General features: G+C 36.3%; 15 protein-coding genes. All 15 read right to left on the reverse strand.

The features are described 5' to 3' along the window. Positions 1–6: 6 nt before the first annotated feature. Positions 7–3,258, reverse strand: coding sequence for a SusC/RagA family TonB-linked outer membrane protein (locus tag NQ163_RS15500; RefSeq protein WP_268191232.1), 3,252 nt, complete (start codon positions 3,256–3,258; stop codon positions 7–9). Positions 3,259–3,442: 184 nt separating this feature from the next. After that, positions 3,443–4,435 carry a FecR family protein gene (locus NQ163_RS15505; protein ID WP_268191233.1) on the reverse strand — a complete coding sequence of 331 codons (993 nt, stop codon included), beginning with the start codon at positions 4,433–4,435 and terminating at the stop codon, positions 3,443–3,445. 171 nt (positions 4,436–4,606) lie between these two features. Further along, positions 4,607–5,191, reverse strand: coding sequence for an RNA polymerase sigma-70 factor (locus tag NQ163_RS15510; protein ID WP_268191234.1), 585 nt, complete (start codon positions 5,189–5,191; stop codon positions 4,607–4,609). Between the two features lie 239 nt (positions 5,192–5,430). Continuing rightward, positions 5,431–6,099 (reverse strand): DNA/RNA non-specific endonuclease, encoded by a 669-nt coding sequence (locus NQ163_RS15515; RefSeq protein WP_268191235.1) that lies wholly within the window; start codon positions 6,097–6,099, stop codon positions 5,431–5,433. A 168-nt stretch (positions 6,100–6,267) separates the two neighbouring features. Further along, positions 6,268–7,620 carry an MFS transporter gene (locus NQ163_RS15520; protein WP_268191236.1) on the reverse strand — a complete coding sequence of 451 codons (1,353 nt, stop codon included), beginning with the start codon at positions 7,618–7,620 and terminating at the stop codon, positions 6,268–6,270. Positions 7,621–7,661: 41 nt separating this feature from the next. Next, the gene (locus NQ163_RS15525) at positions 7,662–8,453 is read right to left on the reverse strand and encodes a PfkB family carbohydrate kinase (protein ID WP_268191238.1); all 792 of its coding nucleotides are present in this window, start codon (positions 8,451–8,453) and stop codon (positions 7,662–7,664) included. Positions 8,454–8,542: 89 nt separating this feature from the next. Then, the gene (locus NQ163_RS15530; protein ID WP_268191240.1) at positions 8,543–9,091 is read right to left on the reverse strand and encodes a GNAT family N-acetyltransferase; all 549 of its coding nucleotides are present in this window, start codon (positions 9,089–9,091) and stop codon (positions 8,543–8,545) included. A gap of 36 nt (positions 9,092–9,127) precedes the next feature. Beyond that, entirely contained in the window at positions 9,128–10,015 is an 888-nt protein-coding gene (locus tag NQ163_RS15535) for a hypothetical protein (protein WP_268191241.1), read from the reverse strand. Positions 10,016–10,074: 59 nt separating this feature from the next. After that, positions 10,075–11,079, reverse strand: a complete 1,005-nt coding sequence (locus NQ163_RS15540; RefSeq protein ID WP_268191242.1) for a glycoside hydrolase family 2 TIM barrel-domain containing protein — start codon at positions 11,077–11,079, stop codon at positions 10,075–10,077. Positions 11,080–11,097: 18 nt separating this feature from the next. Further along, on the reverse strand, positions 11,098–12,588 hold the full coding sequence (locus NQ163_RS15545) for a glycoside hydrolase family 30 protein (protein ID WP_268191243.1): 1,491 nt from the start codon (positions 12,586–12,588) through the stop codon (positions 11,098–11,100). Positions 12,589–12,609: 21 nt separating this feature from the next. After that, positions 12,610–14,046, reverse strand: a complete 1,437-nt coding sequence (locus NQ163_RS15550; protein ID WP_268191244.1) for an MFS transporter — start codon at positions 14,044–14,046, stop codon at positions 12,610–12,612. Between the two features lie 48 nt (positions 14,047–14,094). Continuing rightward, complete coding sequence (locus NQ163_RS15555; RefSeq protein ID WP_268191245.1) at positions 14,095–15,174, reverse strand: glycosyl hydrolase family 17 protein; 1,080 nt, start codon at positions 15,172–15,174, stop codon at positions 14,095–14,097. A gap of 12 nt (positions 15,175–15,186) precedes the next feature. Continuing rightward, entirely contained in the window at positions 15,187–16,134 is a 948-nt protein-coding gene (locus NQ163_RS15560; protein ID WP_268191246.1) for a glycoside hydrolase family 17 protein, read from the reverse strand. A 36-nt stretch (positions 16,135–16,170) separates the two neighbouring features. After that, positions 16,171–17,055 (reverse strand): glycoside hydrolase family 17 protein, encoded by an 885-nt coding sequence (locus NQ163_RS15565; RefSeq protein WP_268191247.1) that lies wholly within the window; start codon positions 17,053–17,055, stop codon positions 16,171–16,173. Between the two features lie 73 nt (positions 17,056–17,128). Continuing rightward, on the reverse strand, positions 17,129–20,581 hold the full coding sequence (locus NQ163_RS15570; protein ID WP_268191248.1) for a hypothetical protein: 3,453 nt from the start codon (positions 20,579–20,581) through the stop codon (positions 17,129–17,131). Positions 20,582–20,819 lie beyond the last annotated feature (238 nt).

Here is a 20,819-nt window from a genome sequence, read left to right on the forward strand (position 1 = left end):
CTCCAATTAAAATTTAACAACAGCGCCAATTGTAAATGTGCGTGTTACAGGGTAAAAATTCAAATTATCAAATCCTGGGGTAATACCAGAATGGCCTCCAAGTTCAGGTGATAATCCTGAGTAATTAGTGAAAGTATGCACATTGCTGCATGAAACATATAATTTTGCATAGGAGACATTCTTCCATTTGCTTGTATCAAAAGTATATCCTAAGGAAATATTCTGAATTTTTAAATAATCTCCATCCTCTAAATAGTAATCTGAATATTGAGAAGGGGCACGTAGTGGGCTTGATAAAGCAGATGTATAAATATTACTTTGAGGAAATTTATCAAGATTCTCCATATAAATTCTACCAACGTTAAGCACTTGATAATCGAAAGCACCACGCATAAAAATCTCCAAATCGAATCTTTTGTATTCCAAACTATTGGTTAAACCAACAAAATAATTAGGCATTCCATTACCAATTACTTCTTTATCGGTATCAGCATGGTAACCTTCAACTTCATCATTAAGATCTTTAAATACCCATCCACCATTTTCATCGAACTTATCGAAACGAGGGCCATAAAAATCACCAATAGATCCACCTTCTTTTACTCTGTAGGCACTACCTAAACCATTACCTGGCAAATCTCCGGCATAAAAAGGAACAGGTTCTTCATCGGCATTCGATAGTTTCTCAACCTCGTTTACATTATAAGAAACATTAAAGTTAGCGTTCCATTTTACTTCTGTATCTTGAAGAATTTTAGCATTTATACTTAGCTCAATACCCTTTGAAGAAATCTCACCAATATTACTAACAATGGTAGGTTTAATTAAAGAAGGAACAGGAGCCGCTGCGCTATACAACATATCATCCGTTTTTCTTGAGTACAAATCTACACTACCATCAAAACGATTTTTTGCAAGAGCATAATCAAAACCAATATTGTATTCCTTTTTGCGCTCCCATTTCAAATCAGGATTTGGATTTTTTTCTAAAGCGTATGCACTTACCACATTTCCATTGAACACATAAGGCAAGCCTTCCTGAACAACCGTTGATAATGAATTATATGGGCCTGTAGCTGGGTTACCTGTTTCTCCATATCCTACACGCAATTTCAGATAATTAACAAATGATAGTTTTTCCATAAAATCTTCATCAGATATGGTCCAACCTGCAGATACTCCATAAAAATTACCCCATTTATTATTTTCTCCAAAAATAGAGCTACCCTCTCTGTTGTAACTAACTGTTAATGCATATTTATCATCATAAGTATACACTAAACGTCCTCTCCAGGATTCAAGGGTTTTCTCGCTTCTTCCACTTCCCATACTTGCAGGTCCATTCAAATCCTGAACTCCATCATCATTAACAGGATTTGTTAATTTAAGTCCTGAACCAATTGAATGCCATAGAAATTTATCGTTTACAAAGCCCGAGTTACTCATAGAGTAGGTATACCAGGTATCTTCTTCGTGAGTATAGTTGGCCATTACATTAAAATCGTGCTTATCGAACCTTTTTCTGTAATTGATATTTCCCTCGTAGGTATATTTATAGCTATAAAAAGATGAGGTACTTGCAACACCCTTAATATCATCTTTTGCTAAATTTTCATTTTTCGATGAAGTATAAGATCCTGAATTTGCATCTTCAACTTTCCAGGCAGCTCTACCTCCAACTGTTAATCCTTTTACTACTTCGAACTCAGCAAAAACATTCGCTAATAAAACTTTCTTAATATTCTCGGTAGAGTAATTTAGTATATTTCCAATTGGATTATCTACACCAAATTCCTGGAAGGTTGCAAATTCTCCATTTTCTTCATAAACTGGTCTGGTAGGATTAAACTTTGCAACAGAACCAAAAGCTCCATAATCTGCCAATCTGTATTTTGCTTGTGAAGCAGATAAACTCAAACGCACATTTAATCGATCGTTAATTGCTTTGTGGTTGATATTAATACGACCACTTAAGTTTTTCTTAAAAGATTCTAATGCAACACCTTTATTGTCCATATAATTAATAGATGCGCGATAATTCGAATTTTTATTTCCTGCACTAAATGCGATATTATGAACCGTGTTGTGATTAGACTGTAGCATTTCGTCGTACCAATCGGTAGAAGCATCTCCTGTTGCAACACCCATCTTATTTCCTAAAGCTCGAAACTCATCAGCAGTTAAAACATCAGGTCTTTTGCTAATCTGATCAAATGCGTAATAACCAGAATATTCAACTGTTGGTTTTGATTCTTTCCCCTCTTTGGTAGTAATTAAAATCACACCATTAGTACCTCTGGATCCATAAATTGCAGCAGCAGAACCATCCTTCAAAATTGAAAAAGTAGCAATATCCTCAGGAGCAACAATATCTAAAGATCCAACGGCAACACCATCAACAATGATTAGTGGCGATTGACCTCCTGTAGAAGTTACCCCACGAATTAAAATGTCTGGACTAGCATTAGGATCTGATCCTTTAGGAGTAGACACTGTTAAACCAGCTACACGACCTTGAATTTGCTGTACCGGAGAAGAAGCAGTTACCTTAGCAATATCATCAGTATCAACAGTAGCTACAGAACTGGTAATTTGTTTTCTTTGAACAGCACCATAACCAATTACCACAACTTCCTCCAAACCTTGTGTGTCGTCTTGAAGTGTAATATCGAAGCTTGTAGCAGCAGATACTATAACTCTCTGCGAAGTCATACCTATAAAAGAGTACAGTATAACCTGGTTCGACTCTACGTTATCGATTTCGTAATTCCCATCAAAATCAGTTACACCACCACGCGTAGTTCCTTCGATAACAACACTAACTCCTGGTAATGGTAATCCCTTAGAATCGATTACCTTACCCGAAATTTTCCTTTTTTCTTGATTGTTTTGCTGAAGAGGCGAAATAACAATGTCCGTATCTACAAGCTTGAATGTTAAGTTTGTACCTTTTAGTACTCGATTTAAAATTTCCTCAACAGACAAATCCTTTGCATCTACACTAATCTTCTTTGATTGAGGCAATTGTTCATTTTTATAAAAGAAATCAAAGTCAGTTTTAGCTTGTATTTCTTTAAACACATCTACAATAGAAACATTTTGCATTTTTACAGTAATACGCTTCTCTTGATTAATGTTCGTTGCATAGCCTGTATATGCAGTAGAAAGTAACAGCAAAATGTTCACCAAGCAAACAATTGCTAAGCGTCTGCCATATTCTCTCCATTTAGCAGACATTAAAAACGATTTTTTTTTCATAAATTTAGCGGTTATTAATTAATGAATCCTTTTTTCAATAAAGAGGTTTATTTTGCAAAGGGAAATGTTACCGCATTTCCCTTTTTCTATTTAAAAAGCTCCTTATCGGCAATAGTATTTTCAAATTTTGTATCATTTACTAAAACGTTTTAGTAAATGATGAAATAAAAAACATTGTTTGTATTTATTCATCAGGGATAATAATTATAACATCCCCTTTAATCTCATATTTGATTTTAGTTGTGTAATTAATTAATGTCAAAACATGCTCAACAGGTTTAGTCCTCTTAATAACTCCAGAGTAGTGCATGTTTTTAAAAAACTCCTTCGGATATTCAAACTTTACATCATACCATCTTTCAACCATTCGAATCAAATTATCGAAACTTTCATTTTCAAAAACATAACGACCTTCACGCCATACGGTATAGTAATTTGTTTCTACCTTTTTCAATGATAACCTATTACTTCTTCGGCTATAAATCAATTGCTGATTTGGCTCTATTACAACGGTTCGCCCTGCCGCTTTTACTTCAACACTTCCTTCTTCAAGTGTTGTATATACATTCTCTTCATTATCGTATGATCTCACATTAAATATAGTCCCAAGAACCTTTAAACTTTGACCTTTCACATTTACAACAAAAGGTTTTTCCTTATCCTTGCTGACATTAAAAAATGCTTCTCCACTTAATGTTACAATTCTCTGTTTTTTATCATCATCGAATGAAAAACCCAATTTCGAATCAGAATTTAACCACACTTCCGTTCCATCGGCTAAAACCAATTTAGATCTCTGTCCTTTAGGAACTTCAAGCTGATGCACCATCTGTTCTGCTTTGTCAAAAGAATTTAAAACTATATTAGTTCCCCATCCCAGACCAAATACTATAATTACTATTGCAGCAACCCTCATCCATAAACCAAAATTCTTTCTTATGGTATAAACTTTAGGATTTTTTAATAGATCAATTCGATTGGATAAAATTCTCCATTCCCTCTTCAGATTTATTTTTCCTTTTTCCGAATACATTTTATAGGAATCCCAGATATCCTTCTGCTGAAAATACTCCTTTTTATTTTCGGCATTCGAATAAACCCATTCAAGAAACTCAACCTGCTCTTCCTCACCAAGCTGTCCCTGAAGGAATTCTGCTATTTTATCCTTATTATCCATCTTTAATTATCGGTTTCTATTTACATGATCGGAAAAATAGATTTTACCCTACCTCCAATTTTCATTTTTTTAATATTTATAATTCTACGGTGATATTAAATGGTCAGTTTGCTGTGAAGATCAACAATTGGAATAAGGAATTTTATTGTATTCTAATTCGACCACATCATTTTATAAAAAATCTCGTCCATTAAAGTATATGTACACCAATAGGGGAAGATATTCTTTTAACTCAAGCCTTAGAATTTTTAGAGATTTAGTGATTTGTTTTTCAACTGCCTTCACAGAAATTCCAAGTTGTTCAGCAATTTCTTTATTCTTTAGGCCATTAAAACGACTCATAACAAACACCTGACGACAACCATCGGGCATCTTATCCATAGCTTTTTTAAGCTTTTCTTCCAATTCTAATTCAATGATACTTTTGATACCATCGTTATAATAAGCTAACTCATCAAGATTTAATGATTCTGTACTATAATCGTCTCTAACTTTTTGTCTTTCAATCTCCTTAAGACATTTATTACGAACCATTCTAAAGAGGTAGGCAGATAAAGAGGATTTAATTGTAATATTTTCTTTGTTCTGCCAAAATATCATAAATACGTCATGAACTAAATCTCTTGCCAAATCATCATCTACAAACTTACATGCATAGAAATACATAGAAGTATAATACTCCTCAAACAATTCTTGAAAAGCATTTTTATTTCCAGCCTTTAATTTCGAATACAATGGGTTGTTTAGATTTGTCATAGACTATTTTCTCGAATTCAAATTTAGAAAAAGATTTCTAATTCTGAATTTTGTAATAGTTTATAGTTTTCCATTGTATGCAAAACAATACTGATTCTTCGTAAATTATTACAGCAAACAAAATGGAAGTTTAAGTTGAAAACTGATTCTATTGGATGAATATGCTTTTGCCGTTAAAACAAAAAACTGCTCCAACAATTGAAGCAGTTTAAGTAATCAGAAATATCTATACTTATTTTTTAAAGAGCATTATCAAAACCTTTGAAATAGACGTTTGAAAAACTTTGGATACTATCCAAAGGGACAATAAACGTATCAATTTCTTTTTCTATTTTTCGATTAGGCAATAAATAAGCTAATGTTTTCTTTTGACGCGGAAAAAATATCACCTTAAAATAATAACCAGGAACAGAAACTTTATTGTGACCAATTTCGCCTTTCATATTTTTAAAAACAGGTCCGGAAACTACATAAAGTGAATCATTTTTAAGTGTTAATTTTCTGACCTTAGCCTCCAAACTTTTCCATTTCCCTCGATTAAAAGCTGGAACTTGAGGAGACATATTACTCATATAAAAACTTTCACTCATTGCCTGTTGATCAATTTTCATTGATGCGGCAGGACAAAGGTGCCCCCGATCGTATCCAGAGCCCTTGTAATCAGATAAGCTTGCAGATCCAGTTGTGACTTTTGGATCTGCTTTGAAATTATTTTTTCGCTCTGCCAAACCTTGAATCATTTTGCTCGTAAGCTTATAGGCTACCCAATTTGCTTGCTCTTCTTCTTCATTATAACTAAGTGTATAATATTTGTGCTTCACAATTTCTCCCGACGATTTAGGTAACCAATACTGAGCTTGTGCAGCAATAGAAAATAAGATAAATAAAAAAGTTAATGTACGTTTCACCAAGTATAATTTTTAAAATGTTTAAACAGCTTGCAAAGCTAGAAAAAATGGGAGAAGAACGATTTTCCATTTTTACCTCCTAAACTATTTAGAAGCAAACCTTCAATTCCTACATAAAACAAAAGGCTTTCTATACGAAAGCCTTTTGTTATTTATAAAAAACAGATTCTATCCATTTAATCTCCTTGCATCCAAATCCCTTTTCATTTGTTCGCAAGTTTCATGATCAATCGTATAGAAATACAATAAAATCGCGCACGACATATATAATATTCCAGGGAAAACTGAAATCATCATTTTAATGCCTGTAATAGCAGTTGCTGTTTGTTCAACATTTGGTGTAAACTGAAAAACTGCAAGTAACCAACCTGCCAAAGCTCCTCCAACTCCCCAGCCTGCCTTTTGTGCAAAGGTAGCTGCCGAAAATACCAAGCCGGTTGCCCTACGGCCCGATTTCCACTCAGAATAATCTGCCGTATCGGCCAACATGGTCCATAACAAAGGAACTGCCGGAGCATAAGCTATTTTCGCAAGAATATTAAAAGTATATATCAGAAACAGGTTATCGGAAGAAGGGATATAAAGGCAAATGAAGAAAAATCCAGACAATAATGAACTAGCCAAGAACACATTTCTCTTACCAAATTTTTGAGCCAATGGTTTCGAAAACGGAATAGCAACAATAAGCGCTACCGTTCCAATCACATTGAATAACTGGACATTTTCTTCATTCCCAATATAATACTTGAAATAATATGCAATGGATAAATTCTGCATGGCAAACATGATAAATGAGATGATGCCAACAAAAAATAAAATTACCCAAGGTCTATTTTTAAATAAGTTTTTAAAATCCTCTTTTAGGTTCTCCTTTTGGTCTTTTGGAGGTTGAACTCTTTCCCTGGTAGTTTTAAAGGTAATTAAGAACAGAATCAAACTGATTCCTCCAAACAATATTAATGTGTATTGATATCCCTTAGCTGTATCGCCACCACCAAAATACAAAGCCAACGACAGTGCAGTTCCAGAAACAATAAATTGCCCAACAAAAGCAAATATAAATCGATAGGAATTTAAACCAGCACGTTCATATGAATCGGAAGTCATTACAGCTCCTAAAGATGAATAAGGCAGGTTAATAGCAGTGAACACTGTCATTAATAAAAAGTAGGTAGTCCCAGCATAAATTACCTTACCTGTTGGACCCAAATTTGGTGTAGTAAAGGTCAAAACAGCTAAAACACTATAAGGTACAGCCATCCATAAAATATAAGGCCTAAATTTTCCCCATTTGGTCTTTGTCCTGTCTGCAATAATTCCCATTACCGGATCGCTAATCATATCCCAAAAACGAGCAATTAGCATAATGGTTCCTGCGGCGGCGGCCGAGATTCCAAAAGTATCGGTGTAGAATATCAGAATCCAGAAACCAACCATATCCCAAACAAAATGGGAGGCTGTATCTCCTAAACTGTACCCGATTTTCTCCTTTAGTGAAAGTTTTGACTCTATATTTTTCATGTTATTTATCTTGTAATATGGATTTTAGAAGTGTATTCGTCTTACTCAACACCACCTTTAAACAATAAAACTTTGGCTGCAGCACAACTTCCTTTATACATAGCCTGTTTAATATTTTTCGATTTGTACCATTCAATCACAAATGCTGCCTGGTATGCATCGCCACATCCGGTGGTATCAACTACTTCTTCAACTTGTAAAGCATCCATTCTGTAACACTTTTCTTTATAAAAAGCTACACTGCCTTTGGCTCCAATAGTTGCCACTATCATTTTTCCTGATTTATCAGCTACAACTTTCAAATCATCAAACATTTCTTCTTTTGCACTTAAAAATGATATGTCGATATCTTTAATTCGATTTTCAATAAATTCAATTGGATGGTAATCCAAAAAATCGATAACGACCAGCTGTTCTTTTTTTCGTCTTTTCAAAAAGAGATCCAAATTGGGATCACCTGCAGGCATTGCAACGATATCCTGACTTTCCAGATGACCAAAATCACTTTCCGACAAACGAAACCTATCAAATGCACCACCTTGCCAACTGTCGGCTTTAAAATATCGGTCGCCATAATTATCTATAAAGATTTTATTTGAAGCTGTGGGAGAATCAATTCTATACAATCCGGATCGATCTATTTCTCTTTTATCGAGATGATTTTCGATAAGTTCTGCATATTTATCATTTCCTAATGCTCCAATTACTGAAACATTGGCTATCCCCGACAATTTACATTGAGTGGCAAAATTCAATGAATTTCCTCCAACATATACTTCATTCAACTCTGGATACAAATCCACACAGCAAGAACTTAAGGCCGTAATTTTCATAAATTCAAATTATAATGTATTAAGTATCTTTTTGATTTCTAATTATTAAAATAAAACCTGAACTTGATGTTACAAAACCACTTCACTTTTTAATAACATTCCCCATTTAAATCGATCTCAGACAGGCCAAGATTAAGGCTTTCCGGATACAACATAACAAAAGGATCCCTCCACGGGTTTTTATTTACATCAGTTTTACTTTTTCGATTGACAAATCTATTTTGAATTTGTTTGCATTCAATTCCCTCATAGAATCCAGGAACATTGGTTTGAAATATGGAACATTTAAACCTACCATTATCAACGTATCTGAATGCATTTTCCACCATACTAAAACCGATATCCTTACCTCTAAATTCCGGCTTAACGCAAACGCCTGCCAAGGCAAGGATTTCCATTTTACTGGTTCCTACAAAAATTTCTCTATTAAATATCTCGGTATGTCCAATAAGTTCTTCGTTATTATAATACAAGAGAACTTTATGAAATGAGTATAGAGGCGTAGTTGAATAAGCCTGAATCATTTGATTGATATCAATACTTTCTTCAATTGGAGGCCAGATAGAGGAAAGTAATTCAACTATCTTTTGAATTTCCAAAGAAGACAAATCCTTCCTGTTTTTTAGATATAACTTCATTTCTCCTGCATTTTTTAACTAATTTATAATTAGCTGTTATTCTTCTATATTGAATAAACTATAAGTTCGTTTCCATTCAATCACTTCATCAGGTTTCACATGAATTTCAAAAAACAATTCAGGACTAATTACATGCTTCCATCCCCACAGGTTAATTTTTGAGGTTTCAAAATCTCCTGTTTCCCGAATTCCTATTTTGCTTTTGGTATTAAGCAACTCCCAACTTGCAAATACACTTTTACCTCCTGTAAGATTCCCGTAAAAAAACTGCTCTTCAGGAATATCATTGAAAGTAATTTCCTCTTTATTTACAATCACTTTTCCTTCCTGATTAAGAACTTCACCAAATAATTCCGGCTTAAGTTCGAAAGGAAAATTTAAGATGTAATTGCTGCCCAACAATTCATTATCGATGGCTAAAAAATTATGGCAGTATTCATTGGTTAGAATGGCCTTTTTACCTGTATTCTTCAGTCGATATCGAATCTCGAAACTACTTTCCAATAATTCTATTTCTTTTATTAGCTCATAAGAATAACCATTCACTATTCCCGAGACACATTCGATTCTTAGTTTATTGAACTCTTTAATCAACTTAAAACTGGCAGGTTTTACCTGGTAGAATTTAATAAAGTTGTAAGCTTCTCCTTCCTTCTTTAATTCTCCCACACCGATTTTTGGAAAAGTACCTCCTTCATTTATCTCATCGAAACCAATAGGCATTTCAATACCAAACTCATTGTAAAAACCCTTACCAAACACATTTTCAGGGTCACCATTTATCTTTTCCTGGGTAGAAATGGGAATGCCGTTAAACTTCACGGATGTGATCTTCCCTGTCCAGTCAAACCTCGAAAACTGATAATTCTCAAAAGGCATATCAATGCAAATTTCCAGGTTCTTATTTTTTAGAAGATGACTCATTAAAGCTTTTTTCCTGACTGTCTATCTCAATGCTCTGTCCAACAATAAAACACAGTCTGTTAGTTTGTTTTCTTTGCATTCAAATATTGTTCCTTCACAACTTGAAATGCTTCCTTCTTGTTTCTTTCGATATCTACAATGCCCCAGTACTCTTCATTGGGAGCACCATCATACGGAACACCACTGCTGTTTGGTGCCCAACCTCCCGGATCTTGTGTATCCGGATTTCCTGCTTTCCAGAATTCATCTACAAAGGCAAATAAAGCAACTCCTGCACATACCTCCTGATTCCCGAAAGTCGACTTTAAAATCCTCCTGGTGGCATCGGCCTGGGCTTTTTGATTCTCACCTTGCTCATAACCACTCTTCGAAATAGTCATGTAACTATCGGCACCGGCTTCAGACAGGTACATTGGCTTTTTGCTAATGCTTTTCCACTTACCGAAAATGCCTGTCGGATCATCCCAGCGGTACACATTCATACCCCAGATATCAATATCAGTACAAATGGAAAGTGCAAAGGAATCGGGTAATTCTCCATGAGCCGTAGCAACAGGATGATGCTTATCAATTTCATGAACTTTTTGTGCTGCCTGGTTCAATGCAGTATACCAGTTTTTCAGATCACCATCGAACCACTCGGGATGGTAATTGTATTCATTCCCCAATTCCCAAAAAAGAATGGCTGGGTGTGATTTATACTTGTTAATGAAATTGGCAAAACTCCCTGATAGAATATCAAAATGTCCATTTTGATTGTAACCAAAGCCTACTATGATTTTTATTCCTGCCTTATGGATTTGATCCCATACTGCTTGATCATCAACAGGAGAATACAGTCTGATGGTATTTATTCCTGCCTCATTCATCAAGGCCAAATCTTGTTCAAGTCTTTCAAAGCTTCTTTGTTTACTGCCTTTTGGAACAGGATGATAACAAATTCCTTTAATGAGATAGACAGAATCATTAAGCACAATATTTCTACCTGATATTGAAACAAGATTTTCCTTTTGATTGCAAGCAAAGCAAATCATTAAAAAGGCTATACAGAGAAATCTATTCATAGTAGGCATGACTTCGATTTATTTATCCTGATGAATTACAATTGTTTGTACTGCTTGGGCGTCAATTTTAAAAGTGCTTTCCTTTCCCGCCATTTTCAACTTTAATTGCTTGGCTTCCTCTTTCATATTCAATACCACAACGGCAATTGAACCATCAGGGTTTTGAGCCGCCGTTACCATTAAATCATCATCATTTAAGTCAAAACCAATTCGGATAGCGCCCGGACGGATATACTTGCTAAAGTGTGCCAAAGTATAGTACATTGGAGTATAGTAAACCTCATCTTTCTTAGGATCGACAATTACGGGAGCCAAACACCAGTTATTTGCCCAGTTAGGACCACCTTGAGTGTCAAGCACCATATTCCAATCAACCCATCCTTGTACCCAATTGTTTAGGCAACCAATGATATCACGCGCATAACGATATACCGGAACATATTTTGGGTGAAGGTGCTTCTGCTCTTCAGGAGCCCAATCAAATCCCCAATCGGTGGCTTCTTTTTTCCAGTACCAGGCATCATCATTCCAGTGCGGCACCTCTGCATCTACACAGGCTTCTGATTGAATCATCATTTTACCAGGTGCTTTTTTGTAGGTGTATTGCAATGCTTCAGGCATATAATCGAAGGTACTGGCATACCAGTGAATCGCCATACCATCGAAGTATTTTGAGGATTCCTCATCTTTATACATGATATCGGCCCACTCTTTCAACTCATCACGATTTTGATCGTAACCCAAGACCTTTACATCATGACCATCTGCCTTCAATTTTGGCCCAAGGTGCTTGCTTACGAAATCTACCATTTCTTCAGGAGTAAAATGCATACTCTCCCAGTTGTAACCATTACCCAAGGGTTCATTCTCTACAGTTAAGCCCCAAATATCGATACCTTCTTTCTTGTACTCATTAATGTACTTCGAGAAGAACAATGCCCAGGTATCGTAATATTCAGGCAGTAATTTTCCACCTTTCCAATCCTTGTTGTCCTTCATCCAAACAGGAGCGGTCCATGGCGAAGACATAATTTTAAAGCCATCCTTCGAAACTGCCATGGCCTCTTTTATCATTGGAATGATATCATCACGATCTTCGTCGATAGAAAAATGCTTTAGCTCTTTGTCTCCTTCAACCGAGGCATAAGAGTAATTGCTTAAGGAAAAATCGCATGAGTTAATATGCGTTCTGGTTAGTGAATATCTTGCTCCATTTTCTCCAAAATAGGCATCTAAAATTTGCTTTCGATTTTCTTTCCCAATTTGATTCATCAGGTAGGCTGTTGATTCAGTAAACGAACCTCCAAAACCTATAATTTCCTGGAATTTCTCATCAGGCTTAATATTGATTTCAGCATCTGCCTTACTGATTTTGGCAACTTCAATTTTTTGAAGCTTATTTCCTGCTGCTGATGTTTCATACACATCAACCAGCAAATTCTTATTCTTTGAATTACAAGCCATCATACCAATGCTTATAAATAATATCAATAAATAGTTTCTTTTCATGATTGTCCTATAAAGTTTTATTTAATGTTTTACTTTTCCTCTTCGGGCAATTAAGGCCTGTCGAATTTCAAGTGCTCGCTGCTCCGAAATACTATACTTCATCATCATCCAAATGGCAATAAGAGCAAAAAATATAGGTATAATAATATCTGCCAACCTCAGGTTTATTAAGGATTCTGCTGTTTGGATTTGTGCATTTTGATCAAAACCAACCATTTTTAAAACTACGCCACTTACTAAAAATGCAAGTGCATTGCCCAATTTCACCATCAGCCAGTACACGGCTCCAAACATTCCCTCTCGTCGCGTTCCATTATTCAATTCATCCAAATCACAAACATCGGCAGTCATCGACATCATTAAGGTGAACAAGCCACCAATACCGAAAGAGATCAATGGTAATGGCAAAAACATTAACCAAGGATTAGCCGGGTTAAATCCCCACCACTTTAATACATATCCCACAATAGAGAGTAAAGTGGAAATGATAAAGGCCTTTCTCTTACCTACTTTGGTTGAAATACGAGTTACAATCGGAATAATCAAAAATGCAGTACATGCGGCGTTGACAGTACTAAACCATGGAGGCCAGGCTCCTGCAGCACTAATGCTACCATCGAACAAGTAGTACAGAATGATAAAGTATGAGAACTGCGCAATAGTCTGAAAACCATTAAATACTAAAAATGTTGCTCCGCATAATTTAACGAATGGCTTACAGGTTAAGGTTTGTACAATTGCGGTCCAAAATTCTTTAAGGTTTGATGTTAATTTCTTCATGCTTAACTTGGATTCACCTTCCAAGTCAGGCAATTTAAGTTCCTTACAAAACAGTGCTGGCAGTGCACCCAATATGATACTTGCACCTCCAACCCACACAGATAAAACCCTAACTCCCGTTGTCGATTCCTCGAAAAATAGATCTGAGTTTCCTATCATGATCCAGAACCATGGAGCAATCATCCAGGCCATCTGACCAAAAAACTGCCCTACCGCCATTAAACGGGTTCGTTCATTGTAATCTGGTGTCATTTCGTATCCCAAACCTATGAATGGTGTAGAATATATGGTAAAGGCCAGGAAGAAAACAACCGACAGAATTAAAAAGTAAAAGAAATTATAGATTTCTGAATTTTCAGGGTGCAATTGCCACAGCACCATAAAAGCAATTCCGGTAATGATACTCCCCAATAGTACGTAAGGCTTTCTTCTTCCCCAACGAGTACGAGTATTGTCCGAAATATAACCCATGATTGGGTCAATTAAAGCATCGAAAAATTTTGGTAAGGCAGATAATAAACCAGCTAAAACAGGATCCATTTTAAATCCGTAGATCAGGTAGAACATAAAAACGCCCAAGGCTGCCGGATAAAGGTTGATTGTTAACTGTCCTGCTCCGTAAGCTGCTTTCTGTCCAAATGGAACTTTATCTTCTGCCGCTGTTTTATAGGGTGCCATATTGCTTTGTATTTTAGGTGTGAGTGATTCGTAATTAGATATTGTTGGTTAAAGTTCTGGGTAAAGAGCCTGCATTACTTTTTTCGGTTTTCTATCAACCGTAAACAATCCCCAGTGCTTTTCTGCTCCCAGCGGATTAGCTGTTTCACCTTTCCAATCCTCATCAAAAGCTTCAAAAAAGAAAGTTGTAATGTTCATTTCCTTCGACCACTTGTTCAACTCCTGGTAGTATTGCTCCTGCTTCTCTTCACTGGCTCTTTCACCAAACTCAGATGCAATACTTGCCCATCCGGCTTCGGTAATTACAAGCTTACTATCGGGGAATACATTTCTAACATCCTGTACATTTTGTATGGTATATGGCATTCCTTCGTCAATGTCTTTTCCTTCCCAAACCGGGTACACATGAATTGAAACAAAGTCTACAGCCTTAGCCAGTTCCTGTCCACTTTTAATCCACCATTCGTAGTTATCGGCAACGGTTACTGGCTGCTGAATCTCTTTCTGTACTCTTTTTACATAGGAAATAATCGAATCGGTATCCACCTTATGGTCGTTCCATTCTACCAAGGCTTCGTTACCCACATTCACAGCAATTACCGTTTCCGAATATTTGTTAGCCAAAGCAATTCCTCTTTGAATTTCCTCCTGGTTCAGCAACCTATTTTTATCTAAAGTTTCTTGTGGAATGGGTTCGTTTAGCCAAGAACAGGTTTCATGAGCACTCAATTCTGCCTTCAGCCAAACACCTAGCATTACTCTTATATTCAATTGATTTTCTTCAATAATTCTAAGAACAGCCTGAGAATTTTCGCCGCAATCGTACAGTCTAATTAGCTTGAACAATGAGTCTTTCGAAATAATTTTTAAATCTTCCAATACTTCTGCATCGCTCGGATTTACAGCTCCATTTCCCCTATCAGGGTGCTGCCCACTTCTAAAACCAGAGTAAGCCACAGCCCATGATGTTCCTCCTAAAAGATCCTTTTTCTCTTGTTTGATTTGCATATTTTGTTTTGCTTCTTCCTGAATGCTTGTATCCGTTTTTTTTGCAGCATTCTTACAAGAGAACAATCCAATCGTAATACAAATCAATACGGAAATATTTTTAATTGCTGAGTTTTTCATATCTGTCAGTTGTTAAGCTTTTATGAGTTGTGTAAATTCCTTTTCCATCACTTTCTTGGGTTCACGCTCTAGATTGAACAGCCCCCAGTGTTTCTCGGGCTCCATTGGTTCCGGCGATCCTTTCCAGGATTCATCAAAGGCTTCAAAATAAAAGCAGAGTATCTCTTCTTCTTCTGTCCATTGCATTAAATCCTGGTAGTATATGGCTTGTAAATCTTCACTTACATTTTCCGGGTCAATTCCACGTCCATTTGAATTCGTTGCCCAACCCGCCTCTGTAATTACAACAGGTTTGTGAGGATATTTTTCTGCAATGCTGTAATAGTTTTGTTTGGTGTACTCCAGGGCCTCATGAATATTCTTGTACTCCCAAACCGGGTAAGTATGAATGGAAATAAAATCTACAGCTTCCACTAAATCCTTAATATGATCGAGCCATGGCACATAATTTTCGCAGAATGTAACAGGCTGCTTGGCACCTTTCTTAATAATTTTCACATAACGGATAACACTTTCAACCGGAACATAGTGATCTGTCCAACTTACTGTTGCTTCATTACCTGCAGAAAGAGCAAAAACAATGTCAGAATATTGATTTGCGAGCTTTATTAATTTCTCAATCTGATTGATATTGTGCTCCTTGTTGGCAATTAGTTGTCCTTCGGAGTAAACTCCTCCCCACGGACAGGCAAAATTGTTCATTTCAGCTCCAATATATGCGCCAAGCATCACTTGAAAATCAAGCTTCTCATTTCGAATCACCTCAAGCACAGTATCGGTTTGTTCATCACAGGCATATAGTCTTAAATATTTCCAATGTCCTTGCAGGATTAACAGGTCTTCCTTAACCTGCTCATAAGTAGGAAAAATCCCCGCTTCCGGACTCTGTCCTTCTCTAAATCCTGAGTAACAAATTGCCTTGTCAAATTTTATATTCAGTTGTTCAGTAATCTTCTTCATTTACTATTTACTTAGCCTTCTTCGCGCGTACACGAATTAAAATTTCAACTTCTCATCCTTATCCCAAATTCCCCAATAGGCCCCCACATCACCTTCGTCTGATGTTTTCCATTCTTCGTCGAACGACGAGAAGTAGAATATCTCGATATCTTCTTCTTTTGACCAGTTTTGTGATTGTATAAAGTACTTCATCGCATTTTCCTGTGAAGGTTCTGCACCATGGAATGGCTCTCCTACATTTGGCCAACCTGTCTCAGAAATGATCACTTTTTTACCTGAACCTGCTCGTAATGCACGGTTGTACATATCTTTCATGTACAGGTATGAGTTTTCGAGACTACAACCTTCCCAAAAAGGGTAACAGTTTGCAAGAATCACATCACAAGCTTCGGTAACCTTAGGTCGGTTTGCAAACTCATAGTATGCATCCACATAAGCCACTGGAACACCAGGAAGTTCTTTCTTTACACGATAGATATATTTCAGAAGCTCCTCTTCGTTTAAATCTTCGCGATACAAAACTTCGTTACCAACAGCTACGATATCTGCATAACCAGCTTTTGCCACTTCGATCACTCCTCGAATTTCGTTTTCATTGATACTTTGATACTTCCCCAACCAAGCTCCTACCATGGTTTTCAATCCAAATTCTTTGGCCACTTTAGGAATCAATTCATTTCCTTCGGTACATGAAAAAGATCTAATCCATTTGGTATGAGGACTTACAATTTCCATTCTTCTACGAATCTGTTCTTCGTTTATCTGGGTTCCTGGTTCCTGTCCTTCCATGTATGGACTAAAACAGATACCATGCATTCCTCTATTTAAATACTGATAGTATAGAGCTCGTAATTCATCTTGGCTTTTGTTTTCAAGATCAACGCCTGCCAAAGACATTAAATATTCACTTCTTACAGACATAGGTTTAGGCTTAAAAGGTTAAAGTTTATCGGTATGCCTGCAAATTGCTGCAAGCACACCGACTGTTTAATTGTTAGTTTTTCGACATTGTATAATCTATTCTTTTCACTAAATCTTCTCTTCTAAATATCGATGCACTGATATTTTCATCGATAACATTACCAGAGATCAAGATGCTGGATCCATTTCTATAAGTGATTTTTATTTCGGACATTGAACCTTTTGAAATTACAAGTGGAACCTTACAGAATGTTAAGGCCAATTGCCCCACCTGCAGCTCTATTGTTTGTTTTACATTTTGAAGATCATAGAAAACAAACAATTCTTTATTCTTAAGTACTTCCTGCTCATTCAACAAAGGCAAATCAAAAACAATTTTCCCTTGATCGATGCGAATCCCTAACTCTCCCATTCTCGAAATAAAATCTTCTTTCACCTGACCAGTCATACCTGGTTGCTTGGCTCCAGCATTACCAGGAGTATGAGAGTAAGCATCAGTTGGAAAAGCACCATACAAGTCTGGCGATTTGTAAATTCCAATACCTGCTTTAATTTCGTAATAATGTTCCTTCAATCTTCCAATCAATTCAGCACTTAAGTTGTTGTCGCTTGCAAAGAAGAAATTCTCTTGAGTAGCCAGAAGTAATTTGGATACCATGTGCCAATAGATACTTCCTAATCCTTCGTAACCGTAAAAGGTTCCCGATCTCCCTGTAAATGATTGATGGTCGAACATGCTTTCATAGGCATTTAGAACAAGGTCTCTGTCGGAATTAACCAATTCTGTATATTCAGAATTTAAGCTGTCAAGAATTTCATTTAACACCTCTGCATTTCGAATTTTACCATTGAAATGACAGTTGCCCGATTGATCAACTGAAACCAACTCTGTATTCTTATTTTCAATTAATTTTTGAAGTAAGAATGATTGTTCCACCTTCTCTTTGGGAATGTTATTCTTATCGGTAAATCTTGCCAACTGTCTGTCAGGATATAATATGTAGCTAAACTGATCCTCACGGAACAGAGAACTTGCCTTTAAAGCATCCAGCACTTCCAAACTTTCTTCTGCTGTTAAATATCCTGAACTCAATACTGCTACCTGTCCTTCCAACATTTCATACAGGTAACGAATCGAAATTTCATCATCCGAAATTGAAATCAGGTTGTAAGCATGGTACAATTTGTCTTCTCGCTTGTTTACACGAATCGACTGATCCATGTAGCTCATTGCTAACCTTGTAAACTCTACCAAATCTGCAACGTTCACAGACTTGCGCTCTCCCGAAAATGAATTGGCATAGATCGCCTCTCTGTATTCTGTTCCAGCTAAACCAAGGACATCGGCAAAGTGCTTTTTGTCTTTGTTGGTAAAACCAGTATTCAACAGGTTCGATTGCGTATTAAACAGGTTAAATATCTTATCCAATAAGACTTTTACTTCGGCCGAAACTGTAATTTCTTCTACTGATAATTGTTCTAATTTTTCAGTCCAGAACTTCAAAAATCTACGCAAGTAGTACAGGGTTACCATAGAAACACCGTTCCCTACCAATGCATTGTTTGCATCGTTCCATTCCGGGCGCTGGGTATTTAACCAAATCCCTGCTTCAGGAATAAAATTGCTTAATTTACTTAGCAATGTAACCAATACTTTCTCCATCAGGTTTACCCTGTATATCTCGTTTCCTTGATGCATCAAGAAAGCATCGGCGCCAAGCTCTTTGTATTTTTCTTTTATTGTTTTGTTCAGATCAAAATCGAATCCAATGGTATCTTGAGGATTTTTAACAATCTGATCGTAAGATTTAATTCGGTAAGGTACATTTGCATACACAAACATCTCTTTGCTTAAGAATTCATCGAGTTTGCCCGGGTGAAAGTCATTGGATAATTCCAAAAGTTTCTGCAAATAGATTATCTGGTGGTCTCCCCAATATCCGATGTAAGCCCATGGATCATCCGGATCAGGACACTCCCAATCGATTCCTTCACGGGTAATTCGGTATGGATTGTATCCATCGGCAGTAGAAGCATTCACAAACTTGCTAATCATCCCTTCCAGGTATTCTGGGAACGACCAGGCCAGAGCTTCCCAATTTTGGAAAATATCTCTCCAGTTTCCCTGGTAATTTAATTTAGGACTGCCATCTTCGTTTTTCGTTTCGATAGAGAACTGATTCCACGGACGACTTGGATCGCCATGACGACGACTAAACGTTAATGGCAAGTATTCCAGGCAAATCCTCTGTAAATCAGAATTGGCAAGTGTTACTGCTGCATTCAATAACTCGCTATAAGAAACTTCACCTGGCAATTCGCTCAACCAACTTTCAAATTCTGAATAAATGGCTGTATTGGTTTGCTTTACAAACAGAACGAAATCTGCTGAATTTACTTTGTAAGCATCAACAAAAATCCCACCTCTCATAACATTAAACAGTGTATTCGAAAAGTGTCTTGCCGTACATAAATGATCATCACCAACTTGCAATCCATCTGCATCAGCAACAATTTTTATCAGGTTGTCAGTACCTAATTGAATGTCCTTATTGATTTCAGCGATGACATCAGATTCATTCAAAATAAAATCGTTCAAATCTGAAATTGCTGCACTATCCTGATTAATTTCAGCAACAATGATCCACTCTTTAGATCCTTGTGGAGTTAATTCCAGTTCTGAATTAAGCATATAGGCACCACGAGTAGCTTTTACATCCACTTCAGTTTCAAGCTCCATTCCTCTCTTAAAATTTTGCTCTTGTTTAGCCGATAAGAGAATTTTCTTATTCTTAAGACCAACCGACCATACACTTGTACATTTTAAAGATTCACTTGGCTCTGCTTTGTCAACCGGAATAGAACTCAACATGAACAAACCCAAACCCGATTCAGGAAGGAGTTCATTCTTTTTGTATGCATCAAGCAAATTGCTGTATTCGCTCTGAAATGCATAATCGAATCCATATGGTATGATATTTTGAATTCCATCCAAAACTTCCAAATTCACATAGCCTGCTCCGGTATTTTTGACCTTTGATTTTCTAACAAAACCAAACTTTTCCGAATAATACCAGGCATACTGAAAAGCAATTCCCAAGTCGAGATTTATTTCCTCGAAAATGATCTTGTTACCATATATGCTTTTGTACAGATTTCTTTGAATTTGATATACTTCATTCAAATTTTTTGCGAAAGGTTCCCACAAAAATGTTCTGTCATTTTTTTCAACCAAGAATAAAGTCTTACTACCTGTTATTCCTTTAAAATCATGGATTTTATCAACAGTGTAATATGGAAACAATGCGTTATCACGATTTTTTCTACCAGCCGATAATGAACCATTGCTTGATATAAACATCCAATGATCCGAATCACTTACCATGCTCATAAAAAAATCAGGCATTTGTTCTGAATTGCTAATCTTGTAGAACTTCTCATTGTTCACGTCTACAAATTCACCCTTAATCTCAGCCTCGCTGCAATTCAGGTTTGTGTTTCCCAGATAAATGTTACTCTTCTTCATTTTAATCTAAATAGATTCTACTTCAATTTCCTACAACAAAAAACTTCTGAGTTTTATATTTCACTTCGATTCAATTTGAGGATTCTGTAATCCAATGTCATTTATTCATTGTAATACAATTCCATTCTGAACAAGCTAAAAGCTATCAGCCTTTAGCTATTAGCTTCTTTAAATTAAATAGCTCACACTCTATTACTAATCACAACTCTCATTCGAGATCGAAATAATTTTATATAGT

It is taken from the genome of Marinifilum sp. D737 (genome assembly GCF_026672275.1).
Lineage (GTDB): Bacteria > Bacteroidota > Bacteroidia > Bacteroidales > Marinifilaceae > Marinifilum.

Excerpts from the sequence above, each read along its gene's own strand:
- NQ163_RS15500 (WP_268191232.1), bottom strand. The coding sequence starts at position 3,258 with ATGAAAAAAAAATCGTTTTTAATGTCTGCTAAATGGAGAGAATATGGC.
- NQ163_RS15505 (WP_268191233.1), bottom strand. The coding sequence starts at position 4,435 with ATGGATAATAAGGATAAAATAGCAGAATTCCTTCAGGGACAGCTTGGT.
- NQ163_RS15510 (WP_268191234.1), bottom strand. The coding sequence starts at position 5,191 with ATGACAAATCTAAACAACCCATTGTATTCGAAATTAAAGGCTGGAAAT.
- NQ163_RS15520 (WP_268191236.1), bottom strand. The coding sequence starts at position 7,620 with ATGAAAAATATAGAGTCAAAACTTTCACTAAAGGAGAAAATCGGGTAC.
- NQ163_RS15525 (WP_268191238.1), bottom strand. The coding sequence starts at position 8,453 with ATGAAAATTACGGCCTTAAGTTCTTGCTGTGTGGATTTGTATCCAGAG.
- NQ163_RS15530 (WP_268191240.1), bottom strand. The coding sequence starts at position 9,091 with ATGAAGTTATATCTAAAAAACAGGAAGGATTTGTCTTCTTTGGAAATT.
- NQ163_RS15535 (WP_268191241.1), bottom strand. The coding sequence starts at position 10,015 with ATGAGTCATCTTCTAAAAAATAAGAACCTGGAAATTTGCATTGATATG.
- NQ163_RS15540 (WP_268191242.1), bottom strand. The coding sequence starts at position 11,079 with ATGAATAGATTTCTCTGTATAGCCTTTTTAATGATTTGCTTTGCTTGC.
- NQ163_RS15545 (WP_268191243.1), bottom strand. The coding sequence starts at position 12,588 with ATGAAAAGAAACTATTTATTGATATTATTTATAAGCATTGGTATGATG.
- NQ163_RS15550 (WP_268191244.1), bottom strand. The coding sequence starts at position 14,046 with ATGGCACCCTATAAAACAGCGGCAGAAGATAAAGTTCCATTTGGACAG.
- NQ163_RS15555 (WP_268191245.1), bottom strand. The coding sequence starts at position 15,174 with ATGAAAAACTCAGCAATTAAAAATATTTCCGTATTGATTTGTATTACG.
- NQ163_RS15560 (WP_268191246.1), bottom strand. The coding sequence starts at position 16,134 with ATGAAGAAGATTACTGAACAACTGAATATAAAATTTGACAAGGCAATT.
- NQ163_RS15565 (WP_268191247.1), bottom strand. The coding sequence starts at position 17,055 with ATGTCTGTAAGAAGTGAATATTTAATGTCTTTGGCAGGCGTTGATCTT.
- NQ163_RS15570 (WP_268191248.1), bottom strand. The coding sequence starts at position 20,581 with ATGAAGAAGAGTAACATTTATCTGGGAAACACAAACCTGAATTGCAGC.